The sequence below is a fragment of the Micromonospora wenchangensis genome (assembly GCF_002210435.1).
Classification (GTDB): domain Bacteria; phylum Actinomycetota; class Actinomycetes; order Mycobacteriales; family Micromonosporaceae; genus Micromonospora; species Micromonospora wenchangensis.
Map to the genome: position 1 here is coordinate 35,099 of NZ_MZMV01000021.1, position 24,307 is coordinate 59,405.

Below are 24,307 nucleotides of genomic sequence, written 5' to 3' on the forward strand. Positions count from 1 at the left end.
CAACCAGAGGAAGACAGTTGTCCATCGAGATCGCCAACGAGTCCGGTGCCGAGGTCGACACCGACGCGGTGCTCGCCGTGGCCCGGCACGCCCTCGACGAGATGGGGGTCAACCCGCTCGCCGAGCTGTCCGTGCTGCTTGTCGACATCGGCTACATGACCGAGCTGAACCATCGCTGGATGGGCGGCGACGGCCCCACCGACGTGCTCGCCTTCCCCATGGACGAGGGCAGCGTCGACCACGGCCCGGGGGAGAGCGCCCCGGCCGGCGGTGAACCGGCCCTGCTCGGCGACATCGTGCTCTGCCCGGAGGTGGCGGCCAAGCAGGCGGCCACCGCCGGGCACAGCGCCGCCGACGAGCTGCACCTGCTCACCGTGCACGGGGTGCTGCACCTGCTCGGCTACGACCACGCCGAGCCGGAGGAGGAGCGGGAGATGTTCGCCCTCCAGGCCCGGCTGCTGGCCAGCTGGCGGTCGACCCGGTCCCGGTGATGGACATAGTCGCGGCCGGTCCGACCGCCGGCCTTCCCGATCTTCAGCTGATCTTCTTCGCGGCCGGCCTGGTGGTGCTCGCCGGCCTGATCGCGATGACCGAGGCCGCGCTGGCCGCGGTCTCCCCGGCCCGCGCCGCGGAGCTGGCCCGCGACGGGGCGCGCGGCGCGCGTACCCTCCAGGCCGTCGCGGGTGACGTGGTCCGCCACCTCAACCTGTTGCTGCTGCTCAGGCTGCTCGCCGAGCTGACCGCCACCACCCTGGTCGCCCTGGTCGCGGTGGACAGCTTCGGCGCGGGCTGGCGGGCGGCGCTGGTGACCGCCGGCGCGATGACCGTGGTCAGCTTCGTGGTGGTGGGGGTGGCCCCGCGCACCCTGGGCCGGCAGCACGCGTACGCGGTGGGCCGCGCGGTGGCGCCGCTGGTGCGCTGGCTGGGCCGGGCGCTGAACCCGCTGGCCTCGCTGCTGATCCTGATCGGCAACGCGGTCACCCCGGGACGCGGCTTCCGGGAGGGGCCGTTCGCCACCCAGGTCGAGCTGCGGGAGCTGGTCGACCTGGCCGAGCAGCGGGGGGTGGTGGAGCACGGCGAACGCCAGATGATCCATTCGGTCTTCGCGCTCGGCGACACCATCGCCCGGGAGGTGATGGTGCCGCGTACCGAGATGGTGTGGATCGAGGAGGGCAAGACCCTCTCCCAGGCGCTGGCGCTGTTCCTGCGCTCCGGGTTCTCCCGCATCCCGGTGATCGGCGAGAGCGTCGACGACGTGCTCGGCGTGCTCTACCTCAAGGACCTCATCAGGCGTACCCGGGGTGGTGACCTGCGGGCCCACCAGACGCCGGTGGCCGAGCTGATGCGGCCGGCGACGTTCGTGCCGGAGTCCAAGCCCGTCGACGACCTGCTGTCGGAGATGCAGGCGGCCCGCAACCACCTGGTCATCGTCGTCGACGAGTACGGCGGCACCGGCGGCCTGGTCACCATCGAGGACATCCTGGAGGAGATCGTCGGCGAGATCACCGACGAGTACGATGTCGAGCGCCCGCCGGTGGAGCACCTGGCCGACGGCGCGGTGCGGGTCACCGCCCGGCTGCCGGTGGAGAACCTGGGCGAGTTGTTCGACACCGAGCTGCCCACCGACGAGGTGGAGACGGTCGGTGGCCTGTTGGCGCAGGCTCTGGGGCGGGTGCCGATCCCGGGTGCCGACGCCGAGGTGGCCGGCCTCAAACTGGTCGCCGAGGGCACCACCGGCCGACGTAACCGGATAGACAGCGTGCTGGTCAGCCGGGTGCCGTCGGACGGTCCCGATTCCCGTGACAGTCAGAACAGCACCGAGGAGAGGCAACCCGCCGATGCCTGAGACACCCGTCGAGCCGGCCGCCCGGCCCACCCCGTCCGATCCGGCCGAGTTGAGCGCCGAGGACGGCAAGCTGGTCGTGCTGGCCCGTGGTGCCCGTGCCCGGGTCGGCGCGGTGGAGGGCGCGGCGGTCCGCGACCAGGACGGCCGGACGTACGCGGCGGCGAGCGTCGCGCTGCCCTCGTTGACGGTCACGGCGTTGCAGCTCGCGGTGGCGTCGGCGGTGGCGGCCGGGGCGAGCCGGCTGGAGGCGGCGGTGGTGGTGACCGAGGCGTCGACGTTGGACGGGGCGGGTCATGCCGCGGTGCGTGACCTGTCCGCCGACGCGCCGATCCACGTGGCCGCGCCGGACGGGACGGTCCTCGGCACGGTGATCGAGTGACAGGCGTGGAGCAGCGGCCGTACCGTGCGGGTTTCGGGTGTTTCGTCGGGCGGCCGAACGCCGGCAAGTCGACCCTGACCAACGCGATCGTCGGCACCAAGATCGCGATCACCTCCAACAAGCCGCAGACCACCAGGCACGTCATCCGGGCCGTGCTGCACCGGCCGGATTCGCAGCTGGTGCTGGTGGACACCCCGGGCCTGCACCGGCCGCGGACCCTGCTCGGCGAGCGCCTCAACGACCTGGTGCGCACCACCTGGACGGAGGTCGACGTGATCGGCCTCTGCATTCCGGCCGACGAGCCGGTGGGCCGGGGCGACCGGTTCATCAGCGGCGAGCTGAGCGAGTTGAAGGCCACCGTCATCGCCGTGGTCACCAAGACCGACCTGGTCGACAAGCGGCGGCTGGCCGAGCAGTTGCTCGCGGTCAGCGAGCTGGGTGACTTCGCCGCCGTGGTGCCGGTCAGCGCGGTCTCCGGGCACCAGGTGGACACCCTGGTCGACGTGATGACGGGTCACCTGCCCCCGTCGCCGCAGCTCTACCCGGACGACATGCTCACCGACGAACCGGAGCAGGTGCTGGTCGCCGAGCTGATCCGGGAGGCGGCGCTGGAGGGGGTCCGCGACGAGCTGCCGCACTCGATCGCCGTGGTGGTGGAGGAGATGATCCCCGAGGGTCAGCTCATGAAGATCTACGCCGACGTCTACGTCGAGCGGCCCAGCCAGAAGGCGATCGTGCTCGGTCACCGGGCCAGCCGGCTCAAGGAGGTCGGCACCACCGCCCGTAAGCAGATCGAGGAGCTGCTCGGCACCCGGGTCTATCTGGACCTGCACGTCCGGGTGGCCAAGGAGTGGCAGCGCGATCCGAAGCAGTTGCGCAAGCTGGGTTTCTGATTCCGTACGCCGGATGGAATTCGGACACTGATATGGGAAGTTTCACGTCAGGCACCGATTAGCAGCGGTTTCACAGGTCGGGTGCGCAGGGTAGGGGACGTCCATCCGTCCCCCACATAGATGCAGCCTGATGCGTAACCGATATCTGGATCTGCTCCGGTTCCTGGCCATCGTCCGGGTCGTGGTCTACCACGTCACCGGGCTGGCCTCGCTGACGCTGGTCTTCCCGGCCATGTCGGTCATGTTCGCCCTGGCCGGGTCGCTGATGGCGGCGTCGCTGGACCGGTCCGGCGTGCCCGCGGTCGGGCGTCGGCTGCGTCGGCTGCTGCCCTCGCTGTGGGTGGTGGCGGTGGTCTTCGTCCCGGCGATGCTGCTGACCGGGTTGGAGTTCACCCCCCGGGTGGTGCTGTGGCTGTTCCCCATCACCGACCCGCCGGCCAACTACTGGGGTGCGCTCGCGCTCAGCCCGATCTGGTACCTGCGGGACTACCTGTGGTTCGTGCTCGCCTCCCCGGTGGCGCTGTGGCTGTTCCGCCGGGCCCCGCTGCCCACCCTGGTCGCCCCCTACCTGCTGCTGGTCGCGATCGAGGCCGGTCTGCTGACCACCACCTCGGCGGCGGTGCGCGACTTCGGCCTGTACTTCGGCGCCTGGCTGCTCGGCTTCGCCCACCACGACGGGCTGCTGCGCCGGCTGGCCGGCCGGGTGCTGGTGCCGGTGGCGCTGCTGCTGGCCGGGGCCGGCGCCGGCTGGATCCTCACCCACCCCGGGCCACGCGGCTACGACCTCAACGACATCCCGCTGGGCAACGCCCTGTGGTCGGCGGCGTTCATCCTGCTCGTCATCGGCCGGGCCCCGACCGCCGCCGCCTGGGTGGACCGCAACCGGATCGTCAGTCGGCTGGTGACGGTCGCGAACCGGCGCGCGCTGACCATCTACCTGTGGCACATGCCCTTCGTGGTGGCGCTCACCCCGCTGGTGGGGCTGGTCGGCTGGTCGACCCGCGACCCGTGGGGGCTGGCGATCCGGGTGGTGCTGGTCTTCCTGCTGGTCGGCGTAGTGACCCTGCTGGTCGGCTGGGTCGAGGACGTGGCGGCCCGCCGCCGCCCCGAACTGGTCCCCGGCCGGCGGCCGGCCCGACCGGTGCCGGCGACGCCCGTCGTCCCGGCCCCCCGGGCGGCCGGGACGGACACCGCCGGGATCAGGGCCCGGTGAGGTACGCCGGGACGCCTCACCGCTGCACGACCGTGACGTTCCCGCTGCCGGTCTTGAGGTCCAGCACCAGCGACGCCGCCGGATCGTCGGTCACCCCGAGGTCGGCCTCCCCCGAGCCGACGTCGGACTTCACCCGGTACCGGCCCGCCGGCACCGTCAGCTCGACGTCGCCGCTGCCGGCGTGGGCCCGCGCCGAGGCCGCGGTGGTCAGGACGAGCGTGATGTTGCCGGAGCTGGTCTCGGCCGACACCTCGCCGCCGAGCCGGGTGCCGGTGACGTCACCGGAGGACGCCCGCAGGTCGACCGGGCCGGTGACGTTGAGCACCTCGATGTTGCCCGAGCCGCTCTCGGCCCGCACCGGGCCGCTGGCGTCGGCGATCCGCAGGTTGCCCGAGCCCAGGGAGAGGTCGACCGACCCGATCCTGGCCAACTCGACGTCACCGGAGCCCGTCTTGCCCTGCACCCGCACCCCGGGTGGGGCGGTCACCTCGTACGACACCGAGCAGCGGGGTCCGCAGCCGGTGTCCAGCACCAGCTCGTCGCCGGTGACCTGGTACGTGGTGTCGGGCTGGTCGCCCTGGTAGCGGAGCACCCGCTTGACGCGTACCCCGGTGGCCGGGCCGGTGGCCCGCACCACGACGTCCCCGGAACCGGGCCGGACGGTGATCCGGGCGATCTTCGCCGTCTCGGTGGTGTCGAAGTCCAGCCGCCGGAACGCCAGTGTGTCGCACCCGGTGGCGAGGATGAGGGCGGCGGTCGCGCCCAGGGCGACCACGCTGCGGGGAAGTGCCATGACCAGCAACCTACGGCCGTCGCACCCCGGCGCACATCCGGGGCGCAGCGCCGACCCACCCCGATCCGACCCTGATTTCCCACCCCGAGAGAGAATGACCCGATGGCCGGGTACCGCCGACAGCTCTACCGCGACGACGCGGTGGTGCTGCGTGTGCAGAAGCTGGGCGAGTCCGACCGGATCATCACGCTGCTGACCCGCCGGCACGGCCGGCTGCGCGCGGTGGCCCGGGGGGTACGCCGCACCACCAGCAAGTTCGGCGCCCGGCTGGAACCGTTCGGGCACGTCGACCTCCAGCTCGCCGGGGACCCGAAGGGCAACGTCGGCAGTTCGCTGCACAGCGTCAGCCAGGTCGAGGGCATCGACCTGTACGGCAGGCGCTTCCTCGGGGACTACCCCCGGTACACGGCGGCGAGCGCGATCGCGGAGACGGCCGAACGTCTCACCCCCGTCGAGCGGGAACCGTCGCTGCGGCTGTTCCAGCTCACCCTCGGCGCGCTCAAGGCGCTGTCCCTGGGCGAGCACGCCACCACGCTGGTGCTCGACGCCTACCTGCTGCGCGGGATGAGCCTCGCCGGGTGGGCACCGGCCCTGACCGCCTGCGCGGTCTGCGGCACCCCGGGACGGCACCGGGCGTTCTCCGTACCGGCGGGCGGGGCGGTCTGCCCGGACTGCCGGCCGCCCGGCGCGGCCCACCCCGCACCGGCCACCATCGACCTGATGTCCGCCCTCACCAGCGGCGACTGGCAGGTCGCCGACGCCACCGCCACCGGGGTACGCCGGGAGTGCAGTGGCCTGGTCGCGGCGCACCTGCAGTGGCACCTGGAACGCGCGCTACGCTCGCTGCCGCTGGTCGACCGGGGTGGCCCGCCGACCGGTGCGCCGGACACCGGCCCGGTGGGCGGCGTGCCGGCCGGGGACGACGGCGGTACGCGGGGTGGCCGGGTGCGGCCGCCCCGGGTCGGTGTGGAGGGTCTGGACAGGGAGATGACCGAGTGATCCGATCGTTGAGGTCCGGCCGGCGGGAGCCGGTGCCGCCGACCCCGCACCCGTCGGGGGCACGTCCACCGGCGCTGCCCGCCGAGGCGCTGCCGAAGCACGTCGCGGTGGTGATGGACGGCAACGGCCGCTGGGCCAAGGAGCGCGGCCTGCCCCGCACCAAGGGCCACGAGCAGGGGGAGTACAGCCTCTTCGACACCGTGGAGGGGGCGATCGAGCTGGGTGTGCCCTACCTGTCGGCGTACGCCTTCTCCACCGAGAACTGGCGGCGTTCGCCGGACGAGGTCCGGTTCCTGATGGGCTTCAACCGGGACGTCATCCGTCGCCGCCGCGACCAGCTCGTCGACCTGGGCGTACGGGTGGTGTGGTCGGGGCGGGCGGGCCGGCTGTGGAAGAGCGTCATCGCCGAGTTGCAGACCGCCGAGGAGATGTCCCGGGGCAACTCGACGCTGACCCTCCAGTTCTGCGTCAACTACGGCGGCCAGGCCGAGATCGCCGACGCCGCCGCCGCGATCGCCCGGGAGGTGGCCGCCGGTCGGCTCGACCCGGACAGGATCACCGAGAAGACCGTGGCGAAGTACCTCTACCACCCGGAGGTCCCCGAGGTGGACCTCTTCCTGCGCCCCTCCGGCGAGGAACGGATCTCGAACTTCATGCTCTGGCAGTCGGCGTACGCCGAACTGGTGTTCCTGGACACCCTCTGGCCGGACTTCGACCGCCGCCACCTGTGGTACGCCTGCGAGCTGTACGCCCAGCGGGACCGCCGCTTCGGCGGCGCGCTGCCCAACCCGGTCGCCCCGCCGCGCTGACCGGGCCACGATTGGTGATCTCACCGCCGGGGTATCCCCTGGTGAGCAGCCAATCGCGGAGGTGAGCACTCATGATTCAGAAGCGGATCGCACAGTGGGCGGTCATGGCGGTCGCCGTGCCGTTGGCTGCGGCGGGCGCCCGCCGGCTGAGCCACACCCTGGAGGCCCGGCGCGGCCCCAGCGGGGTGAGCCGGATGCTGTCCCGGGGCGCCGACGTGCTGCGCCCGCAGCGGGCCCGCCGTCGCCGGTTCTGGTGACGGCCGGTCGGTCGCCCGCCGCTGACCAGCCCGGCGGATGCCCCCGCCGGCCACCGGTCGGCCCGGACCGCCGTAACCGGCACCGGGCCCATTCGTGAGAACGCCCCGCCGTTCCGGCACGTACCGGAACGGCGGGGCGTTCGTCATGCCTCTACGGCCCCGGGCGGACCCGCCGCACCGGGCCGGTGCGGCGGGGACACCGCACCGGCGTCGACGGGCCGGTCAGCCGGCCACTTCGGAGCGGTCGGCGGTCGCCCACAGGGTGTGGAACGCGCCCTCCCGGTCGATCCGGTGGTAGGTGTGCGCGCCGAAGTTGTCCCGCAGGCCCTGGATCAGGGCCGCCGGCAGCCGCTCCGCGCGCAGCGCGTCGAAGTAGGCGAGCGACGAGGAGAAGGCCGGGGTGGGCACGCCCGCCCGCGCCGAGTCCGCCACCACCCGACGCCAGCTCGGCACGCCGTCGCTCACCGCTTCGGCGAAGTACGGCGCGACCAGCAGCGTCGGCAACTCCGGCTGCGAGTCGTACGCCTCCCGGATGCGGTCCAGGAAGCGCGCCCGGATGATGCAGCCGCCCCGCCAGATGGTGGCGGTGCCGCCCAGGTCGATGTCCCAGTGGTACTCGCGGCTGCCGGCCCGGATCTGGTCGAAGCCCTGCGCGTACGCGACGATCTTGCTGGCCAGCAGCGCCCGGCGGACGTCCTCGACGAACGCGTCCCGGTCCTCGACCTGCCACTTCTCGCCCGCGTCACCGAAGGTGCGGCGGGCCGCCTCACGCTGGCCGGCGTGCCCGGACAGCGACCTGGCGAAGGTCGCCTCGGCGATGCCGGTGATCGGGATGCCCAGGTCGAGGGCGATCTGCACCGTCCAGCGGCCGGTGCCCTTCTGCTCGGCCTGGTCGAGCACCACGTCGACGAACGCCTTGCCGGTGGCGGCGTCGGTGTGCGCCAGCACGTCGGCGGTGATCTCGATGAGGAACGACTCCAGCTCGCCGGTGTTCCACTCCCGGAAGATCTCCGCGATCTCCGCCGGGGTCGCCCCCAGCCCGGCCCGCAGCAGGTCGTACGCCTCGGCGATGAGCTGCATGTCGGCGTACTCGATGCCGTTGTGGACCATCTTGACGAAGTGGCCGGCGCCGTCGGGGCCGACGTGCTGGCAGCAGGGGACGCCGTCCACCTGCGCGGCGATCTTCTCGAACATCGGCCCGAGCTTCTGGTAGGACTCCGCCGAGCCGCCCGGCATGATGCTCGGCCCGAGCAGCGCGCCCTCCTCGCCACCGGAGACGCCGGTGCCGACGAAGTGCAGCCCGTGCTCGCGCAGCGTCTCCTCCCGACGGCGGGTGTCGGCGAAGTGGGCGTTGCCGGCGTCGACGACGATGTCGCCCTCCTCCAGCAGCGGCACCAGCTCGTCGATGACGGCGTCGGTGGGGGCGCCCGCCTTGACCATGACGATCACCGCGCGGGGCCGCTCCAGCGAGCCGACGAAGTCGGCCAGGGACTCCGAGGGCACGAAGGTGCCCTCGTCGCCGTGCTCGGCGACCAGGCTGCGGGTGCGCTCCGGGGAACGGTTGTGCACCGCCACGGTGAACCCGTTCCGGGCCAGGTTCCGAGCCAGGTTGCGACCCATCACCGCCAGCCCGGTCACGCCGATCTGCGCCGTCGCCTGTTGCGTCATGTCGTACCCGCCACCTCTCACGTCACCTGTGTGCTGTGAACCTATCGCGCGCCCGCGAGGGCCGGCAGCCGCCGTCCACCCAGTGTCACAGGGTGGTCGCGTGCGCCCGACAGGGGCCACCGCCGTCGGCCGCGCCGAAAAGCGGGTGCGTCGGGTACGGGGCTGGGCTAGCGTGACGGCATGCGCATCTGACGCCCTTCTCTCCAGAGCCGACCCGCCGCCGTGGCCGCGGGTCCGCGTGCTCGGGCGTCCGCGTCTCCCACTCCTCATCCGCAGGGTGATGACCCGTGGCCGGCCGTCCGGAGCCGATCCCGTCCGTCGACCGCCCGCCCGCCGCCCGCGTGGCCGGGCGGCCCTCCGCATCCCGTCAGGAGGCAGCGTATGCCCGCCAAGCGCAGTCCGAAGAAGTCCCGTCGCCCCGTACCGTCCCCGGTGGAGGTGGACGCGGCGGCGCTCGCGGCGCTCACCGTGACGCCCACGCATCCGGTTCCCCTCGCCGTCGCGTCGTCCCACCCGGACGTCGTCGCCCGGTCGACCCCGCCCCCACCGCCGTCGCGGTCGGGCCGGTCGGTCCGGGCCGGCTCCACCACCGCCCAGGGCCAGAACCGCCGGTACGCCTTCCGCCGCAGCTGACCCGCCTCGGCCGGGTCCCGCCCCCGGGGCCCGTCCCGTGCGGGGCCCGTCCCACCATTGCGCCGAAACAGCGGTATCCGAGCCCTCGGATACCGCTGTTTCGGCTCCATTGCACCGGCGGCCTGCCGCTCGGCAGGCCGGGTGGGCGGCAGCGCGGGGCGGGACGGCGGTCGGGCGGGGCGGGACTCCGGGCGGGGTGGGTCAGCCGATCAGGGGGCGGAAGGTGCCGAGGGCGACGCTGACCGCGAGCGCGCCGCCGGCCAGGGCCGCCGCTCCGGCGACGAGCAGCCAGTCGGCCGGGCGGAACACCTGGCGGCGGGCCACCGTACGCGGGGTGCCGGCATCGAAGCCCCGGGCGTCCATCGCCACCGCCAGCCGGGTGCCGCGCCGGATCGCCCCCACCAGCAGGGCGAACGCCGTGGCGGCGAAGAGCCGCAGCCGGGCCAGCGGGTTACGGCCGGCGTCCACGCCCCGGGCCCGGCGGGCCATGGTCAGCATCTGCCACTCCTGACCGAGCAGCGGCACCAGCCGGAACGCGGCCAGCGCGCCGATGGCGAAGCGGGCGGGGGCCTTCGCGTTCTGCACCAGCGCGTCGGCCAGGTCGGTCGGGTCGGTGGTGGCGAAGACGATCACCCCGGGCAGGGCCACCGCGAGCATCCGCAACACCAACCCCAGCGCCGTGACCAGCACCCCCGAGGTGACCAGCAGCGGCCCGGCCGCCCAGAGCACCCGGCCGGAACGGTCGGCGGCGAACAGCACCAGGGTGACCAGGATGCCGACGGCACCGGCCAGCAGTGGCAGGGCCCGCCGGGCCAGCACCCGGTAGCGGATGCCGAACAGCGGCAGCAGCGCCAGTTCGATGGCGATCGCGACCGCCGGCGCGACCGGGTCGAGGCTGGCCACCAGCAGGAACGAGAAGACCAGCCCGGCCGCGAGCTTCGCCACCGGGTTGCGCCGGGCCAGCGGCGCACCGGGCGTCGCGACGGGTTCCAGCCCGATCACGACCGCCCCCACGGCCGGGCGCGTGGACCGGGACCGGCCGGGGCCGCCGGCGCGGTGCGGGGGAGCGGGGCGGGGGCGGTCACGGCTGCTCCCGGGCGGGGCGCAGGGTGACCGTCCGGTCGGCGAGCGCGGCGACGAAGTCCCCGTCGTGGGTGACGGTGACCACGCCGTGTCCGGCGTCACGCAGGTCGGCGAAGAGGTCGACCAGCTCACCCCAGGTGCGGCGGTCCTGGCCGAAGGTGGGCTCGTCGCAGATCAGCAGCCGGGGCGCGGTGGCCAGGGCGGTCGCCACGCTGAGCCGCCGGGCCTCCCCACCGGAGAGGGTGTACGGGTTGGCCCCGGCGAGCCGGGTCAGCCGCAGCCGGTCCAGCAACTCGTCCACGGTGGCCCGGACGGCCGGTTCGGGGCGACCCGTCCGGCGCGGACCGAGGGCCAGTTCGTCGCGGACGGTGCGGGTGACGAACTGGTGCTCCGGGTCCTGGAAGACCGAACCGATCCGGCCGGCCAGGGCGGGGGCCCGCCACCGGTGCGGGGGCGTACGGGTGTCCCCGCCGGCCAGGGCGGCGGTGGCGGTCAGCCGGCCGGCCCCGGGACGGAGCAGGCCGCCGAGCAGCAGCGCGAGGGTGGACTTGCCGGCCCCGTTCGGGCCGAGGACGGCGAGCGCCTCGCCGGCGCGTACGGCCAGGTCGGTGGGGGCCAGCCGGGGCGGCAGGCCGAGCCGGTCGGCGGTGAGCAACTCCGCACCGGGCGGTCCGGCGGCCGGCCGGGTCACGGTGGGGTGGCCGGGCACCCACACCCCCTCGGCGGCGAGCGCGGCCCCGTGCGCGGCGAAGACCGCCTCCGGTGTGCCGTCGGCCCGGACCCCACCACCGGGGGTGAGCACCACCACCCGGTCGACCAGGGGGAGGGCGTCGGCGACCCGGTGTTCGACCAGGACCAGGGTGGTGTCGGGGTCCAACGCGCCGGCCACCGCCGTGCGGACCAGGTCCGCGCCGGCCGGGTCGAGGTTGGCGGTCGGCTCGTCGAGCAGCAGCAGCCCCGGTCGCAGCGCCAGCACGCCGGCCAGGGCGAGCCGCTGCTGCTCGCCGCCGGACAGCGCCGCGGTGGGCCGGTCCCGGTGGTACGGGAAACCGACCCGGCGCAGCGCCTCGTCCACCCGGGGCCAGATCTCGTCGCCGGGCACCCCCCGGTTCTCCAGGCCGAACGCGACGTCGTCGCCGCAACGGGCCATCACGAGCTGGGACTGCGGGTCCTGGAAGACGGTGCCGACCCGCTCGCGGGCCTTGGCGGGGTCGAGGCCGTCGATCTCGACGGTGCCCTCCTGCTCGCCGGAGTCCGCCGGCAGCAGCCCGGCCAGCGCGGCGAGCAGGGTGCTCTTGCCGGCCCCGGACGGCCCCAGCAGCAGCACCCGTTCCCCGTGGTCGATGCGCAGGTCGACCCCGCGCACCGCCCAGGCCCGCCGCCCCGCGTGCCGCCAGCCGAAGCCGACCAGCCTCACCCCGGCCACGCCACCGGCCCCTCCCCGCTCGCCACGGCGGGGTCAGACGAGCTTGCGGTCGCGGGCGGCGGGGAACCGGTCGAGCACCCCGGTCTCGGCGAGCGCCCGGGTCAGGTACCAGCCGCCGACCCCGGCGACGACGGCGGCGCTGAGCACGGTCAGTGCCGCGTACGGCAGGCGGTAGCTGACCAGGGCGTACTCGGAGTTCCAGACGAAGAAGTCGAACAGGGCGGCGCTCAGCCCGGTCATCGCCCCGGCGAGCACCGCCACCGGCAGCCGGTACGCCCGGTAGCGGAACGCGGCGAAGGCCAGTTCCGCGCCGAGACCCTGGATCAGGCCCTGGACGATGGTGATGCCGCCCCACTCCGCGCCGAGCAGCGCGGAGACGGTGGCGGCGACGGCCTCGCAGAACAGGGCCGCCCCCGGCTTGCGGATGACCAGGCCGCCGAGCACGGCGGGGACGAGCCAGACGCCGTACATCACGGCCTGGCTGGCCGGTGCGGCGGCGAACGCCGGGTCGGCGGCCTTCCAGACCAGGCCCCAGGCCCAGAAGATGACCCCGAAGGCCACGGCGATCACGGCGGCGACCACGATGTCGATCGTGCGCCACCGGTTGGTGGTGGTGTGCTGCATGTCGGTGCTCCCAGTCCAGCGATCGAACCAGGAGAAGACGCACGCCGCGCCCGGCGGCAGCCGGACGGCGGCGCGGCTGGAGGTCGACCGAACTCCCTGCGCTGGCATTACCCAGATCAGGTTCGAGGGTCTGCGGGCGGTGCCCGCACTCTCAGCGCTGTGCGCTCCCCTGTCGGATGTGAAGTTGTCTCGGCAGACGCTAGCACCGACCTGCGGCAACGGCCCAGCAGGTCATGGTTCCCGGCATTCGACGCGCGGGCGGGGGCCCGGGTCGCTCGGTAGTCTGACGATCATGCGGGTGGCGGCGCGGGGGCTGACGTTCGACGTGCGGGCCGGTGGCCCCGAGGGCGGCGACGTGGTGCTGCTGCTGCACGGCTTCCCCCAGAACGGTGGGGAGTGGGACGCGGTGGTGCCCGCCCTGCACGCCGCCGGGCTGCGCACGTACGCACCCGACCAGCGGGGTTACTCGCCCGGGGCCCGTCCGGCCGGGGTGGCCGACTACCGGCTGCCGGAACTGGTGGCCGACGCGGTGGCGGTGTTGGACGCGCTGGGTGTCGACACCGCGCACGTGGTGGGGCACGACTGGGGCGCGGTCGTCGCCTGGGCGCTGGCGGCGGGGCATCCGCAGCGGGTGCGTACCCTCACCGCGGTCTCGGTGCCGCACCCGGCCGCCTTCGGGTACGCGCTGGCCACCGACCGCCGGCAGCGGGCGCGTTCGGCGTACATGGCGTTGTTCCGCCGGGCGGGCCTGGCGGAGAGGGTGCTGCTGGCCGGGCGGGGGTTGGTGCTGCGCCGGCTGCTGTCCGGCGTCGGTGACCCGGCCCGGGTGGCCGGGTACGCCGGGCCGTTGCGGACGCCCGGCGCGTTGACCGGGGCGCTGAACTGGTACCGGGCGATGTCGGGGCGGGACATGAAGGCGGTCGGTCCGGTGGGCGTGCCGACCAGCTACGTGTGGAGCGACCGGGACGTGGCGATCGGGCGGGCCGCCGCGCAGGCGTGCGTGCGGCACGTGTCGGGGGACTACCGGTTCGTGGTGCTCCCCGGGGTGACCCACTGGATTCCCGACGAGGCGCCGGGCCCGCTGGCCGAGGCGGTCCTGGCCCGGGTACGCGGGTCGGCCTGACGGTGCCGGCGGCGGGGGCCGATCGGGTTTCGTGAATCGGTTTCGGGCGATTGCGGATCGGGCACAGGCGTTGCTGCCGACGGGGGGTGCCCCCGTCGGTCGTACCGTCTGAACCGGAGGTAACGCGTGTCGAAGGAATCCGAGAAGCAGCGATGGCAACGCAACTTCGCCGATCTGCTCCAGGAACTGCGGGTCGCCCAGACCGGCGTGCAGATCCTCTTCGCCTTCCTGCTGACCCTGCCGTTCAGTAACGGGTTCACCCGGACCAGCGAGTTCCAGCGGGACGTCTACATCCTGGCCCTGTTGTCCGCCGCCGCGGCCACCGCGATGATCATCTCGCCGGTCGCCTTCCACCGGGCGCTGTTCCGCCAGGGCCGCAAGCCGGAACTGGTCCGCTTCGCCCACCGGATGGCCTCCGCTGGCCTGGCCTTCATGCTGGTCGCGATGGTGAGCGCGGTCCTGCTGATCGCCGACTTCGTGCTCGACACCGGTATCGCCGTGGTGCTCACCGTGATCACCGGCCTGTGGTTCCTGACCTTCTGGGTGATCCTGCCGTTCGCCCGACGCAACTGGGGCGACGACGACATCGACGACGACGATGACGACCCGGTGGTGCTCAACGGCGACTGACCCCGCCCCGGGTGGTGGTGGATGCGGTGGGCCGGGGGGCCCGTCCGGGCCGACGACGGCCGGGGCGGGCCCCCCGGCGCGTCCGCCGGTCGGGTCAGCGGGCGATGGCCCAGGCCAGCACGGCCGCCAGGATGAGCCCGTTGAGCAGCGCCAGCACCAGGTACGCCTGCGGGGGGATCTTGCGGCCGCGCCGGACGAAGCTGACCAGCACGGCGGCGTACACCAGCAGCAGCACGGCGATCACGATCAGGAAGTAGAGCACCGCACCACCCTAGACGAGCCGGTCGTGGTGCCTGACGACCGAGCGACCGGCCACGGCCGGGTGCGGCGTCAGCCCGGCGTGCCGGTCCGACCGGGTGGAGGTGGGGGAGCGACATAATATCGAGTAACATCGATTTTTGCCTCCTCTCGTCCCGGGGTGCGGCCATCGTCGCGGGGCTCGGGCGGCCGTCCAGTGGGGGCGGGCGACGCCGGCCCGGCACCGGCGACGAGGAGCAGATCATGAGAGCAGCGCGGCGACGGATCGCCGGACTCGGCGCGATCACGTTGGCGGTCCTCGCGGGCGGCGTGGCGGTCGCGGCGGGCAACGCCACCGCGGCGGCCACCGGCTGCCGGGTCGACTACAAGGTCACCAGCGAGTGGCAGGGCGGCTTCGGCGCGGACGTCACCATCACCAACCTCGGCGACCCGGTCACCGGCTGGACGCTCACCTGGGCGTTCGCCAGCGGGCAGCGGGTCAGCCAGGCGTGGAACGCCACCGTCACCCAGAACGGGACGGCGGTCAGCGCCACGGACGTCGGCTACAACGCCGCCATCGGGACCGGGGCCGGCGTCAGCTTCGGCTTCAACGGCGCGTGGACCACCGCGAACCCGGTACCCACCGGGTTCGCGCTCAACGGGGTCTCCTGCACCGGCGCGACCCCGACCATCACCCCCTGCCCGCCGCCGTCCACCCCGCCCACCCCGACCCCGACGCCCACCCTCACCCCCACGCCGACCCCCACCCGGACGCCGACCCCCACCCCGACGCCCTCGACGCAGGCACCGGTCACCGTGTGGCTGGCCGGGGACTCCACGGTCGCCAACCCGTCGTCCAGCGGGGTCTGCCCGGTGGGCTGGGGCAACCAGTTCGGCCAGTACCTCAACGGCAACGCGACGGTGGTCAACAGCGCGGTCGGCGGACGCAGCATCCAGACCTGGCTGTACGACCCGAACGTCACCACCACGATGAACGCGGCAGGCGAGTGCGTGATCAACCCGCAGACCTACTCGACCCGCTGGCAGGCGATGCTGAACGCCAACGGCGGGATGAAGGCCGGCGACTACCTGCTCATCCAGTTCGGCATCAACGACGGCAGCACCACCTGCAACCGGCACGTCGGCTCGGCCCGCTACAAGGAGCTGCTCGGCGTGATGGCCCGCGCGGCCCAGCAGCGCGGCGCGTACCCGATCTTCCTCACCCCGGCCGCCGCGATCACCTGCTCGGGCAGCACCGCCGTGGGCAACCGGGGCTTCCTCACCGAGACCTTCGACGCGGGCCGGGCCAACAACGTCCCCGTCATCGACCTGCACAAGCTGAGCTACACGCTCTACAACACGCTGAAGCTGTGCCCGAACAACGGCGACTACAACTCGGGCGCGGTGGGCGCGTTCTTCTGCGCCGACCACACCCACTTCGAGACGGCCGGGGCCCGGCAGATCGCCGGCGTGGTCGCCACCGCCCTGCGTAACCAGCAGCTCGGCCTCGCGGCCTACCTGCGCTGACTGCGTGCGGTCGGGCGGCCCCGGACCGGGGCCGCCAGACCGGGGTCAGGACAGCGTGCAGGCGGTGCCGTTGAGGGTGAAGCCGGCGGGGCGGTTGTTCGTGCCGGTGACGTCGGCCAGGAAACCGAAGCTCGTCGTCGCGCCGGCCGCGATCGTGCCGTTCCAGTCGACGTTGGTCGCGCGGACGGTGCCGCCGCTCTGCGTGTAGCCCGCGTTCCAGGCCTGGCTGATCCGTTGGCCGTCGGCGAAGCTCCACTGGAGCGTCCAGCCGTCGACCGGGGCGGTGCCGGTGTTGCGGATCGTCACCTCACCCTGGAACCCGCCCTGCCACTGCCCGGTGACCGCGTACCCGACGGCGCAGCCGGTCCCGCCGGCCGGCGGCGTGGTCACCGGTGGCGCGGTGGTGGGCGGCGCGGTGGTGACCGGGGGCGTGGTGGGCGGCGCGGTGGTGGGTGGTGCCGTGGTGGGCGCTGCGGTGGTCGGGGTGGGCGTCGGCGTGGTGGACAGCTTCGCCGCGACGACCGGGGCGAGCCGGGCCGCGATCGCCCGGTGCCCGGCGTCGTTCGGGTGCACCGAGTCGCTCAGCCCGTCGGCCGGCAGCCAGCCGGTGGTGTCCACGTAGAACACGTTGCGGTCGCCGCCCCCGGTGACCGTGGTGACGGCGGCAGCGGTCTCCGCGGCGTACCGGCCGCTGAAGGTGCGCAGCGCGAAGATCGCCGCGCGCGGGTACTTGCCCCGCACGGTACGGATGAACGTGGCGTACTGGTTCTGGAAGTCCGCGCCGCTCACCCCGTGGCCGCGGTCGTTGGTGCCCAGGTTGATCACCACGGCGTCGGCCTGGTAGCGGCTGAAGTCCCAGGCGGGACTGTTCGCCGCGTATCCGGTGCGGAGGAACTGGCTGGCGACGCTGACGCAGCCGTCGGCGGTGGCGACCAGGCAGCCCCCGCCGTAGCCGAGCTGGGTGTGCTCGGTGCCGAGCTGCTCGCCGGTCAGCCACCCGTACGCGGTCAGCGCGACCCGCGACGAGGTGGTGCCGAGGGTGATGGAGTCGCCGACGAACTCGATCAACCGGGGCCGGACCGCCGCCGGCAGGGTCCGCGCGCCCGCGTCGAGGGTCAACCCCTGGAACACCGCGTCCCCGGTGTACGAGCCGCCGACCACCCGGTACGACACCACAAGCGTGTGGTTGCCGCCGGGCAGCGGGGTCGGGGTCAGGTTGACCGTGCCGCTGACGTTGGTCAGGTAGCGGAAGTCGGCCCCGTCGATGCTGTAGTAGAGGTCGATGGTCCGGCGCTGCCGCAGCTTGACCGTGGTGCCGGTGAACCCGGTCTTCAGGTAGGCGCCGGCCCAGTTCGGCACGTACGCGCTGCTGTTGCTGCGGTCCCAACGGCCGACGAAGGCGATGTTCGCGTCGGTGGGGGAGCCGTCACCGGTGGCGGCGCTGGCCGGGGGGAGGCCGATGAGGGTGGCGGCCAGCACCGCCACCACCCCGGCGGCTCCCGCCGGGAGGATCGACCGACTGCGGGACACGGGCATGGGGACGCTCCCTCTCCGGGCCGTCCGTGCCGACGCACGCCGACGGCCTGCAGGCGTAAGACATTCACCATCATCTAAGCCTGCGGGCTGGAGGGACACAACAGGTGACGGTGCCTAACGGCCGCCGCGCAGGCCGAGTCGGCGCAGCTCCAGGGCGGCGAGCGCGTCGACGGTGGCGTCGTCGCCCCGCCGCCACGCCTGCGCCACGTCGGGGTCGATCCGGGTCAGCCGGCGCAGCGGCTGGCTGGTCAGCGCGCGCAGCGCCAACAGGTCCCGGCCGGCCGGCCCGGCGGCGAGGGCCTTCGCCGACGCGGCCCGGCGCATCCAGCGCAGCCGCAGCGGCAGCCAGCCGAACAGCACCAGCCCGAGCGGGAAGACCAGCACCGCGATGCTCAACGCCAACGCGAGCTGACCGACCAGGTCCTGCTGGTCGCGGCCGGCCTCGGCCACCGCGCGGGCGGCGTCGGCGGCCTTGGTGAACGGGCCGGTCAGCTCGTCGCCGACCAGCGGTACCCGGCCCACCTTGCCGCCGGCCTCGGCCAGGTTGTCGGCGAGGCCGCCGCCGGCCCCCTCCAGCTTCCGCCCCGGTACGGCGAGCTTCTCCACCAGGTCGTACAGCCAGAGCGCGAAGCGGACCGCCGCGTAGACCCAGGCGACGACGAGCAGGTCGGTGAGGAACTGACGGAGGGCGACCGGAAAACGGTCAGCGTAGATCTTCACGGCCGACAGCGTGCCACGACGCGGGCCGCCCGGCACCCCCCGCGCGCCCGGCGGCCGGTGCCCCGGCGGGCGACGGCCCCTCCCCGGCGTGGCTGACCGCGTCGGCGACGATGTGCGCGACGTGCTCGTCGACCAGGGCGTAGGCGATCTCCCGGCCGCGTCGGGAACCCCGCACCACCCCCGCGCCGCGCAGCACCCGCAGGTGCTGGGAGACCAGCGGCTGCGGTGCGCCGAGCTGTTCGACCAGCTCGTGCACGCACCGCTCACCCTGGGCCAGCTCGCTGACGATCGCCAGCCGGATCGGCGCGGACAGCGCCCGGAGCAGCTCGCCCGCGCCCTCGAAGGCGTCGTAGCCGTGGGTGCCGGTCACCCCGTAACGGTAACCAATACCAGTGACGGTTCGTCGGTCGGCGTCACCGGAGCACCACCTCGTGCGGCTCCGGCGCGCCGACCACGGCCGGGGTGGCCCGGCGGCGCAGCACCCGGCGGGCGGCGGCGGCCAGCGCCACCACGAGGAACGACGCGATCGCCAGCAGCACCACCGAGGCGCCGGGGGCGGTGTCGGCGGTGGCCGCCACCCACACCCCCGCCCCGGCGGCGAACAGGCCGAGCGCCATGGCCGCCGTCATGGTGCTGCGGAAACCCCTGGTGACCTGCTGCGCGGTGGCCACCGGCACCACCATCAGCGCGCTGATCAGCAGGACCCCGACGGCCCGCATGGCGATGGTGACGGTGACCGCGGTGGCGACCGCCAGCAGCATGTTCAGCGCCCGCACGGGCAGCCCGGCGACCCGGGCGTACTCCTCGTCGTGGCAGACCGCGAACAGCGCCGGGCGCAGCGCCAGCATGAGCACCGCGATGCTCGCGCCGAGCACCGCGATGGTGGTCAGGTCGGCGGGGGAGGTGGTGGTGAGCGAGCCGAACAGGTAGGCGTTGAGGTTGGCGCTGCTGGCGTCGGAGAGGCCGACCAGCATCACCCCACCGGCGATGCCGCCGTAGAACAGCAGGGCCAGTGCCAGGTCGCCGGAGGTGCGGCCCCGGGCCCGGACCAGCTCGATGGTGACCGCGCCGAGGATCGCCGCGACCACCGCCACCAGCACCGGGGACCGGTTGAGCAGCAGGCCCGCCCCGACGCCGGTGAGCGCGACGTGGCCGATGCCGTCACCGATCAGGGCCAGCCGCCGCTGCACCAGGTAGATGCCGAGGGCGGGGGCGGCCAGCCCGATCACCAGGGCGCCGACCAGCGCCCGCTGCATGAAGTCGTACTGGAAGAGGTCCATCGTTCAGCTGCTCCACAGCCCGGCGGGCTCCTCGGGACCGTGCGGGTGCACGTGGTCGTGGTCGGGCTCGGCGTGGTGGCCGGCAGGTTCCGGCACCGGGCCGTCGTGGCAGACGCCGCCCTGGTGCACCACCACCGCCCGGCTGATCAGCGGGCGCAGCGGCCCCAGCTCGTGGGCGACCAGCAGCACGGTGCCCCCCGTGCCGAGGAAGTCGTGCAGCGCTCCGGCGAACGCCTCCTGGCTGGCCGCGTCGACCCCGGCGGTCGGCTCGTCGAGCACCAGCAGCTCCGGCCCGCCGGCCAGGGCGCGGGCGATCAGGGTGCGCTGCTGCTGGCCGCCGGAGAGGGTGGCCACCGGGTCGCGGGCCCGGTCGGCGAGGCCGACCGCGCGCAGCGCCGCGTCCACCGCGGCCCGGTCGGCTCGGCCCGGCGGACGCAACACGCCGCGGCGGGCCAGCCGTCCCGAGGCCACCACCTCCGCGACGGTGGCCGGCACGCCGCTGCCGGCCCCGAGGCGCTGCGGGACGTACCCGATCCGGTGCCACTGCCGGAACCGGCGCTGCGGGACGCCGAACAGCTCGACCGTTCCGGCGCCCAGCGGGACCAGCCCGAGCACGGCCCGGATCAGGGTGGACTTGCCGGAGCCGTTGGCGCCGAGCACGGCCACCACCTCGCCGGCGGTGACGGTCAGCGAGACGTCCCGCAGCACCGGGCGGCCGTCGTAGCCGGCGGTGGCGTGCCCGACCTGGATGACGGGAGCGGTCACGAGCACCCCAGGGCGGTACGGAGCGTGGTCAGGTTGGTGCGCATCACCGAAAGGTAGTCCCCACCCCCGTCAGCGGAGAGCCCTTCGATCGGGTCGAGCACCGCGGTCTTCGCGCCGACCTCGGCGGCGATGGTCTCGGCGACCTTCGGGCTGACCAGCGTCTCGAAGAAGATCGTGGTGGCGCCGTGTTCGCGGGCCTCCCGGGCGACCTCGGCCAGCCGCTGCGGGGCGGGCTCGGTGTCCGGGGTGAGCCCGGTGAGGCCGATCTGCTCCAGTTGGTAACGCTCGGCGAGGTAGCCGAAGGCGGCGTGGCTGACCACGATCTCCCGGCGCTGGCAGGTCTTCAGGCCGGTGGCGTACTCGGTGTCGAGTTTCTCCAGCTCGCCGCGCAGCGTCCGGGCCCGGGTCGTGTAGTCGGCGGCCCGGTCCGGGTCGACGACGCCGAGCCGTTCGGCGAGCCTGTCGGCGACGGTGGCCAGCCGGGTCGGGTCGAGCCAGAGGTGCGGGTCCTTGCCGCCGCTCTCCTCCTCGGCGTGACCGTCCTCACCCTCGTGCTCGTGTCCGCCGGCTGTCGCGTCGCGCAGCGGTGCGACGGTCGTCACGTCGAGGGCCCGGTCGGCGGCGTTCTGCGCGACGGCCTCGTCCACCGCCGGCTGGAAGCCCTTGAGGTAGAAGACCAGCTTGGCCTCGCTGACCTGGCCGACCTGGCGCGGGTTGAGTTCCAGGTCGTGCGGCTCCGCGCCCGGCTTGGCGAGGTTGGTGACGGTGACGGCGTCCCCGCCGACCCGCTCGGCGACGAACTGGAGGGGGTAGAAGGCAGCGACCACGTCCACCCGGTCCGGGTCGGCCCCGGCGCCCTCGGTCGAGCAGGCGGTGAGACCGGTCAGGGCGAGCAGGGCGGTGGCGGCGGTCAGGGCGCGCAGGCGGGTGCGGGTGGTCATGTCGGCAACTGTCCGTGAAAACGAGAATGATTGTCAAAAACGCATGGGTGCATGTCAGAAGAGTTTGACCAGGGCCACCGCCACCAGCAGCGTCACCATCACCAACCGGATCAGCCGGGTCTGCGGCGCCTGCACCGGCCAGGTGACCGTCAGCAGGTAGACCAGCCCGGCGGCCAGCGCCAGCAGCAGCAGGCCACCGACCGGGCCGGGCGCGAAGAGCGCCACCAGCACCAGCGCCAGGGTGGCGAGGAACACCGACGTCGGGTTCGCCCGGGCCAACCGGGCCAGCACGGGACGCTGCGTAGGCTGCATCCCACAGACTCTACGAGGAGGAACCCGGTGCTGGTCACCAACCGGTTCGTGGTCGCCGTCGAGGCGGCGGACGACTTCACCGCCCGGGCGCACGCCGCGCTGGCCGCGCTCGCCGCCCGCCCCGGCTACCTGCGCGGTGAGCTGCTGCGGGCCCTCGACGACCCCCGGCACTGGTGCCTGCTCACCGAGTGGGAGTCGGTCGGGACGTACCGGCGGGCGCTGGGCGGGTTCGACGTCAAGATCACCGCCGTGCCGCTGCTCGCCGAGTCGGTCGACGAACCCTCCGCGTACGAGACGCTGGCCGGCGCGGCCCCCGACAGCGAGGTGGTCGTCGTCGACAGCGACCGGGCCGCGCGTCCGCACCGCTGAGCCAAACCGGGCCGCGAGTCCGCAGCGTCGGGCCCGGGGGCACTACCCTGCTCCTATGACCGCTCCCGGCCCGGCAGCCCCACCGCCGTACCCCGCGACACCCGGCCCGGACGGCGCACCGCCGCCCACCGCCCCGGGTGGCCCGGGGACGCCCCTCCCGCCGGGTGCCCCGGGCGTGCCCACCCCGCCGTCGGACCCGGGGGTGCCCCCGCCGCCCCAGGGGCCCGGAGTGGCCCCGCCGTTCGCCGCCCCGCCCACCGAGGGCAGCCGCAAGCGGCTCTGGCTGGGCCTCGGTGTCGGCGCGCTGGCCCTGCTGATCTGCTGCGGCGGCGGAGGCGCGGCAGCCGTCGGGCTGGTGGTCAGCAACGTGCAGGCCATCGAGGAACAGGGCCAGGCGGTCACCGACGACTACTACCGCGCCCTGGTCGCCAAGGAGTACGGCAAGGCGTACGACGCGCTCTGCGAGGACGCGCGGCGGCGGGAGTCGCGGGGCGAGTTCGCCCGCCGGATCGCCGAGGAGCCGGCGGTCGCCAGCTACCGGGTGGGCGACGTCGACCCGCAGACCCTGACCGTGCCGGTCGACGTGACCTTCAGCGGCGGCGGGCGGGACACCCAGCAGGTCACCCTCGCCGCCGACCAGCAGAGCGGCGGCATGGAGGTCTGCGGGGTGAGCTGAGCCCTCCCCGGTATTCTGCTGGGCCCGGGGCGCTGCTGGTCGTACCGTTGTCCCGGGCCGTCCGGTCCCACCCGTCTTCATGGCCACGCCGACCGCCAGCCGGCGTAGGAGGAAACATGCCAGCCGACCGTATCGACGCCGTCGTCAGCCTCGCCAAGCGCCGAGGCTTCGTCTTCCCCTCCAGCGAGATCTACGGAGGCACCCGGTCGGCGTGGGACTACGGTCCGCTCGGCGTGGAGCTGAAGGAGAACGTCCGCCGGCAGTGGTGGAAGGCGATGGTCCAGCAGCGCGACGACGTCGTCGGCCTCGACTCGGCGGTCATCCTCGCCCGCAAGGTCTGGGAGGCCAGCGGCCACCTCGCCGAGTTCGTCGACCCGCTGACCGAGTGCCAGTCCTGCCACAAGCGGTTCCGCGCCGACCACCTGGAGGAGGCGTACGCCGAGAAGCACGGCCAGCCGCTGACCTCGTTGCAGGAGCTGAACTGCCCCAACTGCGGCAACAAGGGCACCTTCACCGAGCCGAAGATGTTCAACGGCCTGATGAAGACCTACCTCGGCCCGGTGGAGAGCGACGAGGGCCTGCACTACCTGCGCCCGGAGACCGCCCAGGGCATCTTCGTCAACTACAACAACGTGGCGACCGCCGCCCGCAAGAAGCCGCCGTTCGGCATCGCGCAGACCGGCAAGTCGTTCCGCAACGAGATCACCCCGGGCAACTTCATCTTCCGCACCCGCGAGTTCGAGCAGATGGAGATGGAGTTCTTCGTCGAGCCCGGCTCCGACGAGCAGTGGCACGAGTACTGGTTGCAGGAGCGCTGGAACTGGTACCTCGACCTCGGCCTGTCCGAGGAGAACCTGCGCTTCTACGAGCACCCCAAGGAGAAGCTCTCCCACTACTCCAAGCGCACCGTCGACATCGAGTACCGGTTCCGGTTCGGCGGCACCGAGTTCGCCGAGCTGGAGGGCGTCGCCAACCGCACCGACTTCGACCTGGCCACGCACAGCAAGCACTCCGGCGTGGACCTGTCGTACTTCGACCAGACCCGCAACGAGCGCTGGGTGCCGTACGTCATCGAGCCGGCCGCCGGCCTCACCCGCGCGGTGCTGGCGTTCCTGCTGGAGGCGTACGACGAGGACGAGGCCCCGAACACCAAGGGCGGCGTCGACAAGCGCACCGTGATGCGCTTCGACCCCCGGCTGGCCCCGGTCAAGGTGGCGGTGCTGCCGCTGTCCCGCAACGAGGCGCTGTCGCCCAAGGCCAAGGGGCTCGCCGCCCAGCTCCGCAAGCGCTGGGTGGTCGAGTTCGACGACTCGCAGGCGATCGGCCGCCGCTACCGCCGGCAGGACGAGATCGGCACCCCGTTCTGCGTCACCGTCGACTTCGACACCCTCGACGACGACGCGGTGACCGTGCGGAACCGGGACACCATGGCCCAGGAGCGGGTGGCCCTGGACCAGGTCGAGCGCTACCTGATCGAGCGCCTGCCCGGCTGCTGACCGGCGGGCACGACCGCCCCGGCATCGATCGGGATCTTCGTCCGCCCGGTCCTTGAGTCGGTCGCCGTGCCG

Annotated in this window: 27 protein-coding genes, 1 pseudogene and 1 riboswitch; of the genes and pseudogenes, 15 read left to right on the forward strand and 13 right to left on the reverse strand. The window is 73.6% G+C overall.

The window, feature by feature from the left end:
* Positions 1-17 precede the first annotated feature (17 nt).
* The 5 genes from ybeY (at position 18) to B5D80_RS14495 (ending at position 4,331) form a co-directional block, all read left to right on the forward strand.
* Positions 18-491: an rRNA maturation RNase YbeY gene (gene ybeY / locus B5D80_RS14475; protein ID WP_088644390.1), complete on the forward strand. Its 474-nt coding sequence runs from the start codon at positions 18-20 to the stop codon at positions 489-491.
* Positions 467-1,846: a hemolysin family protein gene (locus B5D80_RS14480; protein ID WP_211291495.1), complete on the forward strand. Its 1,380-nt coding sequence runs from the start codon at positions 467-469 to the stop codon at positions 1,844-1,846. The genes ybeY and B5D80_RS14480 overlap by 25 nt, the downstream gene beginning before the upstream one ends.
* On the forward strand, positions 1,839-2,225 hold the full coding sequence (locus B5D80_RS14485) for a cytidine deaminase (RefSeq protein WP_088644392.1): 387 nt from the start codon (positions 1,839-1,841) through the stop codon (positions 2,223-2,225). Before B5D80_RS14480 ends, B5D80_RS14485 begins: the two co-directional genes overlap by 8 nt.
* Complete coding sequence (gene era / locus B5D80_RS14490) at positions 2,222-3,118, forward strand: GTPase Era (protein ID WP_088644393.1); 897 nt, start codon at positions 2,222-2,224, stop codon at positions 3,116-3,118. Before B5D80_RS14485 ends, era begins: the two co-directional genes overlap by 4 nt.
* A 130-nt stretch (positions 3,119-3,248) precedes the next feature.
* Complete coding sequence (locus B5D80_RS14495) at positions 3,249-4,331, forward strand: acyltransferase family protein (protein WP_088644394.1); 1,083 nt, start codon at positions 3,249-3,251, stop codon at positions 4,329-4,331.
* 16 nt (positions 4,332-4,347) lie between these two features.
* Here B5D80_RS14495 and B5D80_RS14500 read toward each other — a convergent pair whose 3' ends face one another.
* Positions 4,348-5,124: a DUF4097 family beta strand repeat-containing protein gene (locus B5D80_RS14500; RefSeq protein WP_211291491.1), complete on the reverse strand. Its 777-nt coding sequence runs from the start codon at positions 5,122-5,124 to the stop codon at positions 4,348-4,350.
* A 102-nt stretch (positions 5,125-5,226) separates the two neighbouring features.
* Between B5D80_RS14500 and recO the strand changes: the two genes are divergently transcribed.
* From recO to B5D80_RS14515, 3 genes are all read left to right on the forward strand, one after another.
* Positions 5,227-6,123 (forward strand): DNA repair protein RecO, encoded by an 897-nt coding sequence (gene recO / locus B5D80_RS14505; protein ID WP_088644396.1) that lies wholly within the window; start codon positions 5,227-5,229, stop codon positions 6,121-6,123.
* Positions 6,124-6,155: 32 nt separating this feature from the next.
* Positions 6,156-6,932 (forward strand): isoprenyl transferase, encoded by a 777-nt coding sequence (locus B5D80_RS14510; RefSeq protein WP_194821763.1) that lies wholly within the window; start codon positions 6,156-6,158, stop codon positions 6,930-6,932.
* 71 nt (positions 6,933-7,003) lie between these two features.
* Positions 7,004-7,189, forward strand: coding sequence for a hypothetical protein (locus B5D80_RS14515; protein ID WP_088644398.1), 186 nt, complete (start codon positions 7,004-7,006; stop codon positions 7,187-7,189).
* Between the two features lie 222 nt (positions 7,190-7,411).
* On the opposite strand, the gene gndA is transcribed toward B5D80_RS14515, so the two are convergent.
* Complete coding sequence (gene gndA / locus B5D80_RS14520) at positions 7,412-8,857, reverse strand: NADP-dependent phosphogluconate dehydrogenase (RefSeq protein ID WP_088644399.1); 1,446 nt, start codon at positions 8,855-8,857, stop codon at positions 7,412-7,414.
* Positions 8,858-9,238: 381 nt separating this feature from the next.
* On the opposite strand from gndA, the gene B5D80_RS14525 reads away from it, so the two are divergent.
* On the forward strand, positions 9,239-9,490 hold the full coding sequence (locus B5D80_RS14525) for a hypothetical protein (RefSeq protein WP_144081668.1): 252 nt from the start codon (positions 9,239-9,241) through the stop codon (positions 9,488-9,490).
* Between the two features lie 201 nt (positions 9,491-9,691).
* Here the strand turns inward: B5D80_RS14525 and B5D80_RS14530 are convergent, their stop codons facing one another.
* The 3 genes from B5D80_RS14530 to B5D80_RS14540 form a co-directional block, all read right to left on the reverse strand.
* Positions 9,692-10,492, reverse strand: coding sequence for an energy-coupling factor transporter transmembrane component T family protein (locus B5D80_RS14530; protein ID WP_088644454.1), 801 nt, complete (start codon positions 10,490-10,492; stop codon positions 9,692-9,694).
* Positions 10,493-10,571: 79 nt separating this feature from the next.
* Complete coding sequence (locus B5D80_RS14535) at positions 10,572-11,999, reverse strand: ABC transporter ATP-binding protein (RefSeq protein WP_088644401.1); 1,428 nt, start codon at positions 11,997-11,999, stop codon at positions 10,572-10,574.
* 33 nt (positions 12,000-12,032) lie between these two features.
* On the reverse strand, positions 12,033-12,623 hold the full coding sequence (locus B5D80_RS14540) for an ECF transporter S component (RefSeq protein WP_088644455.1): 591 nt from the start codon (positions 12,621-12,623) through the stop codon (positions 12,033-12,035).
* A gap of 75 nt (positions 12,624-12,698) precedes the next feature.
* Positions 12,699-12,804: riboswitch (TPP riboswitch) on the reverse strand.
* 111 nt (positions 12,805-12,915) lie between these two features.
* Between B5D80_RS14540 and B5D80_RS14545 the strand changes: the two genes are divergently transcribed.
* Both B5D80_RS14545 and B5D80_RS14550 read left to right on the forward strand, forming a co-directional pair.
* Positions 12,916-13,746 (forward strand): alpha/beta fold hydrolase, encoded by an 831-nt coding sequence (locus B5D80_RS14545; RefSeq protein ID WP_088644402.1) that lies wholly within the window; start codon positions 12,916-12,918, stop codon positions 13,744-13,746.
* A 126-nt stretch (positions 13,747-13,872) separates the two neighbouring features.
* Complete coding sequence (locus B5D80_RS14550; protein WP_088644403.1) at positions 13,873-14,376, forward strand: DUF6328 family protein; 504 nt, start codon at positions 13,873-13,875, stop codon at positions 14,374-14,376.
* A 94-nt stretch (positions 14,377-14,470) separates the two neighbouring features.
* Here B5D80_RS14550 and B5D80_RS33670 read toward each other — a convergent pair whose 3' ends face one another.
* Positions 14,471-14,638, reverse strand: a complete 168-nt coding sequence (locus B5D80_RS33670) for a hypothetical protein (RefSeq protein WP_168222550.1) — start codon at positions 14,636-14,638, stop codon at positions 14,471-14,473.
* A gap of 239 nt (positions 14,639-14,877) precedes the next feature.
* Between B5D80_RS33670 and B5D80_RS14555 the strand changes: the two genes are divergently transcribed.
* Entirely contained in the window at positions 14,878-16,140 is a 1,263-nt protein-coding gene (locus B5D80_RS14555) for a cellulose binding domain-containing protein (protein ID WP_088644404.1), read from the forward strand.
* 45 nt (positions 16,141-16,185) lie between these two features.
* On the opposite strand, the gene B5D80_RS14560 is transcribed toward B5D80_RS14555, so the two are convergent.
* The 7 genes and pseudogenes from B5D80_RS14560 to B5D80_RS14590 form a co-directional block, all read right to left on the reverse strand.
* Positions 16,186-17,676 carry a cellulose binding domain-containing protein gene (locus tag B5D80_RS14560; protein WP_088644405.1) on the reverse strand — a complete coding sequence of 497 codons (1,491 nt, stop codon included), beginning with the start codon at positions 17,674-17,676 and terminating at the stop codon, positions 16,186-16,188.
* A gap of 114 nt (positions 17,677-17,790) precedes the next feature.
* On the reverse strand, positions 17,791-18,396 hold the full coding sequence (locus B5D80_RS14565) for a hypothetical protein (RefSeq protein ID WP_088644406.1): 606 nt from the start codon (positions 18,394-18,396) through the stop codon (positions 17,791-17,793).
* A 79-nt stretch (positions 18,397-18,475) separates the two neighbouring features.
* Positions 18,476-18,766: pseudogene (locus B5D80_RS14570) on the reverse strand (ArsR/SmtB family transcription factor); the annotation flags it as partial.
* Positions 18,767-18,809: 43 nt separating this feature from the next.
* Positions 18,810-19,676 carry a metal ABC transporter permease gene (locus B5D80_RS14575; RefSeq protein ID WP_088644407.1) on the reverse strand — a complete coding sequence of 289 codons (867 nt, stop codon included), beginning with the start codon at positions 19,674-19,676 and terminating at the stop codon, positions 18,810-18,812.
* Positions 19,677-19,679: 3 nt separating this feature from the next.
* Complete coding sequence (locus tag B5D80_RS14580; protein WP_088644456.1) at positions 19,680-20,441, reverse strand: metal ABC transporter ATP-binding protein; 762 nt, start codon at positions 20,439-20,441, stop codon at positions 19,680-19,682.
* Positions 20,438-21,382: a metal ABC transporter substrate-binding protein gene (locus tag B5D80_RS14585; protein WP_088644408.1), complete on the reverse strand. Its 945-nt coding sequence runs from the start codon at positions 21,380-21,382 to the stop codon at positions 20,438-20,440. The genes B5D80_RS14580 and B5D80_RS14585 overlap by 4 nt, the downstream gene beginning before the upstream one ends.
* A gap of 54 nt (positions 21,383-21,436) precedes the next feature.
* Positions 21,437-21,694: a DUF6703 family protein gene (locus B5D80_RS14590; RefSeq protein ID WP_088644409.1), complete on the reverse strand. Its 258-nt coding sequence runs from the start codon at positions 21,692-21,694 to the stop codon at positions 21,437-21,439.
* 27 nt (positions 21,695-21,721) lie between these two features.
* Here B5D80_RS14590 and B5D80_RS14595 point away from each other — a divergent pair, with 27 nt between their 5' ends.
* From B5D80_RS14595 to B5D80_RS14605, 3 genes are all read left to right on the forward strand, one after another.
* On the forward strand, positions 21,722-22,063 hold the full coding sequence (locus B5D80_RS14595; protein WP_088644410.1) for an antibiotic biosynthesis monooxygenase family protein: 342 nt from the start codon (positions 21,722-21,724) through the stop codon (positions 22,061-22,063).
* Positions 22,064-22,265: 202 nt separating this feature from the next.
* The gene (locus B5D80_RS14600; protein ID WP_088644457.1) at positions 22,266-22,739 is read left to right on the forward strand and encodes an Rv0361 family membrane protein; all 474 of its coding nucleotides are present in this window, start codon (positions 22,266-22,268) and stop codon (positions 22,737-22,739) included.
* Positions 22,740-22,855: 116 nt separating this feature from the next.
* The gene (locus tag B5D80_RS14605; protein ID WP_088644411.1) at positions 22,856-24,235 is read left to right on the forward strand and encodes a glycine--tRNA ligase; all 1,380 of its coding nucleotides are present in this window, start codon (positions 22,856-22,858) and stop codon (positions 24,233-24,235) included.
* The last annotated feature ends 72 nt before the right edge of the window (positions 24,236-24,307 follow it).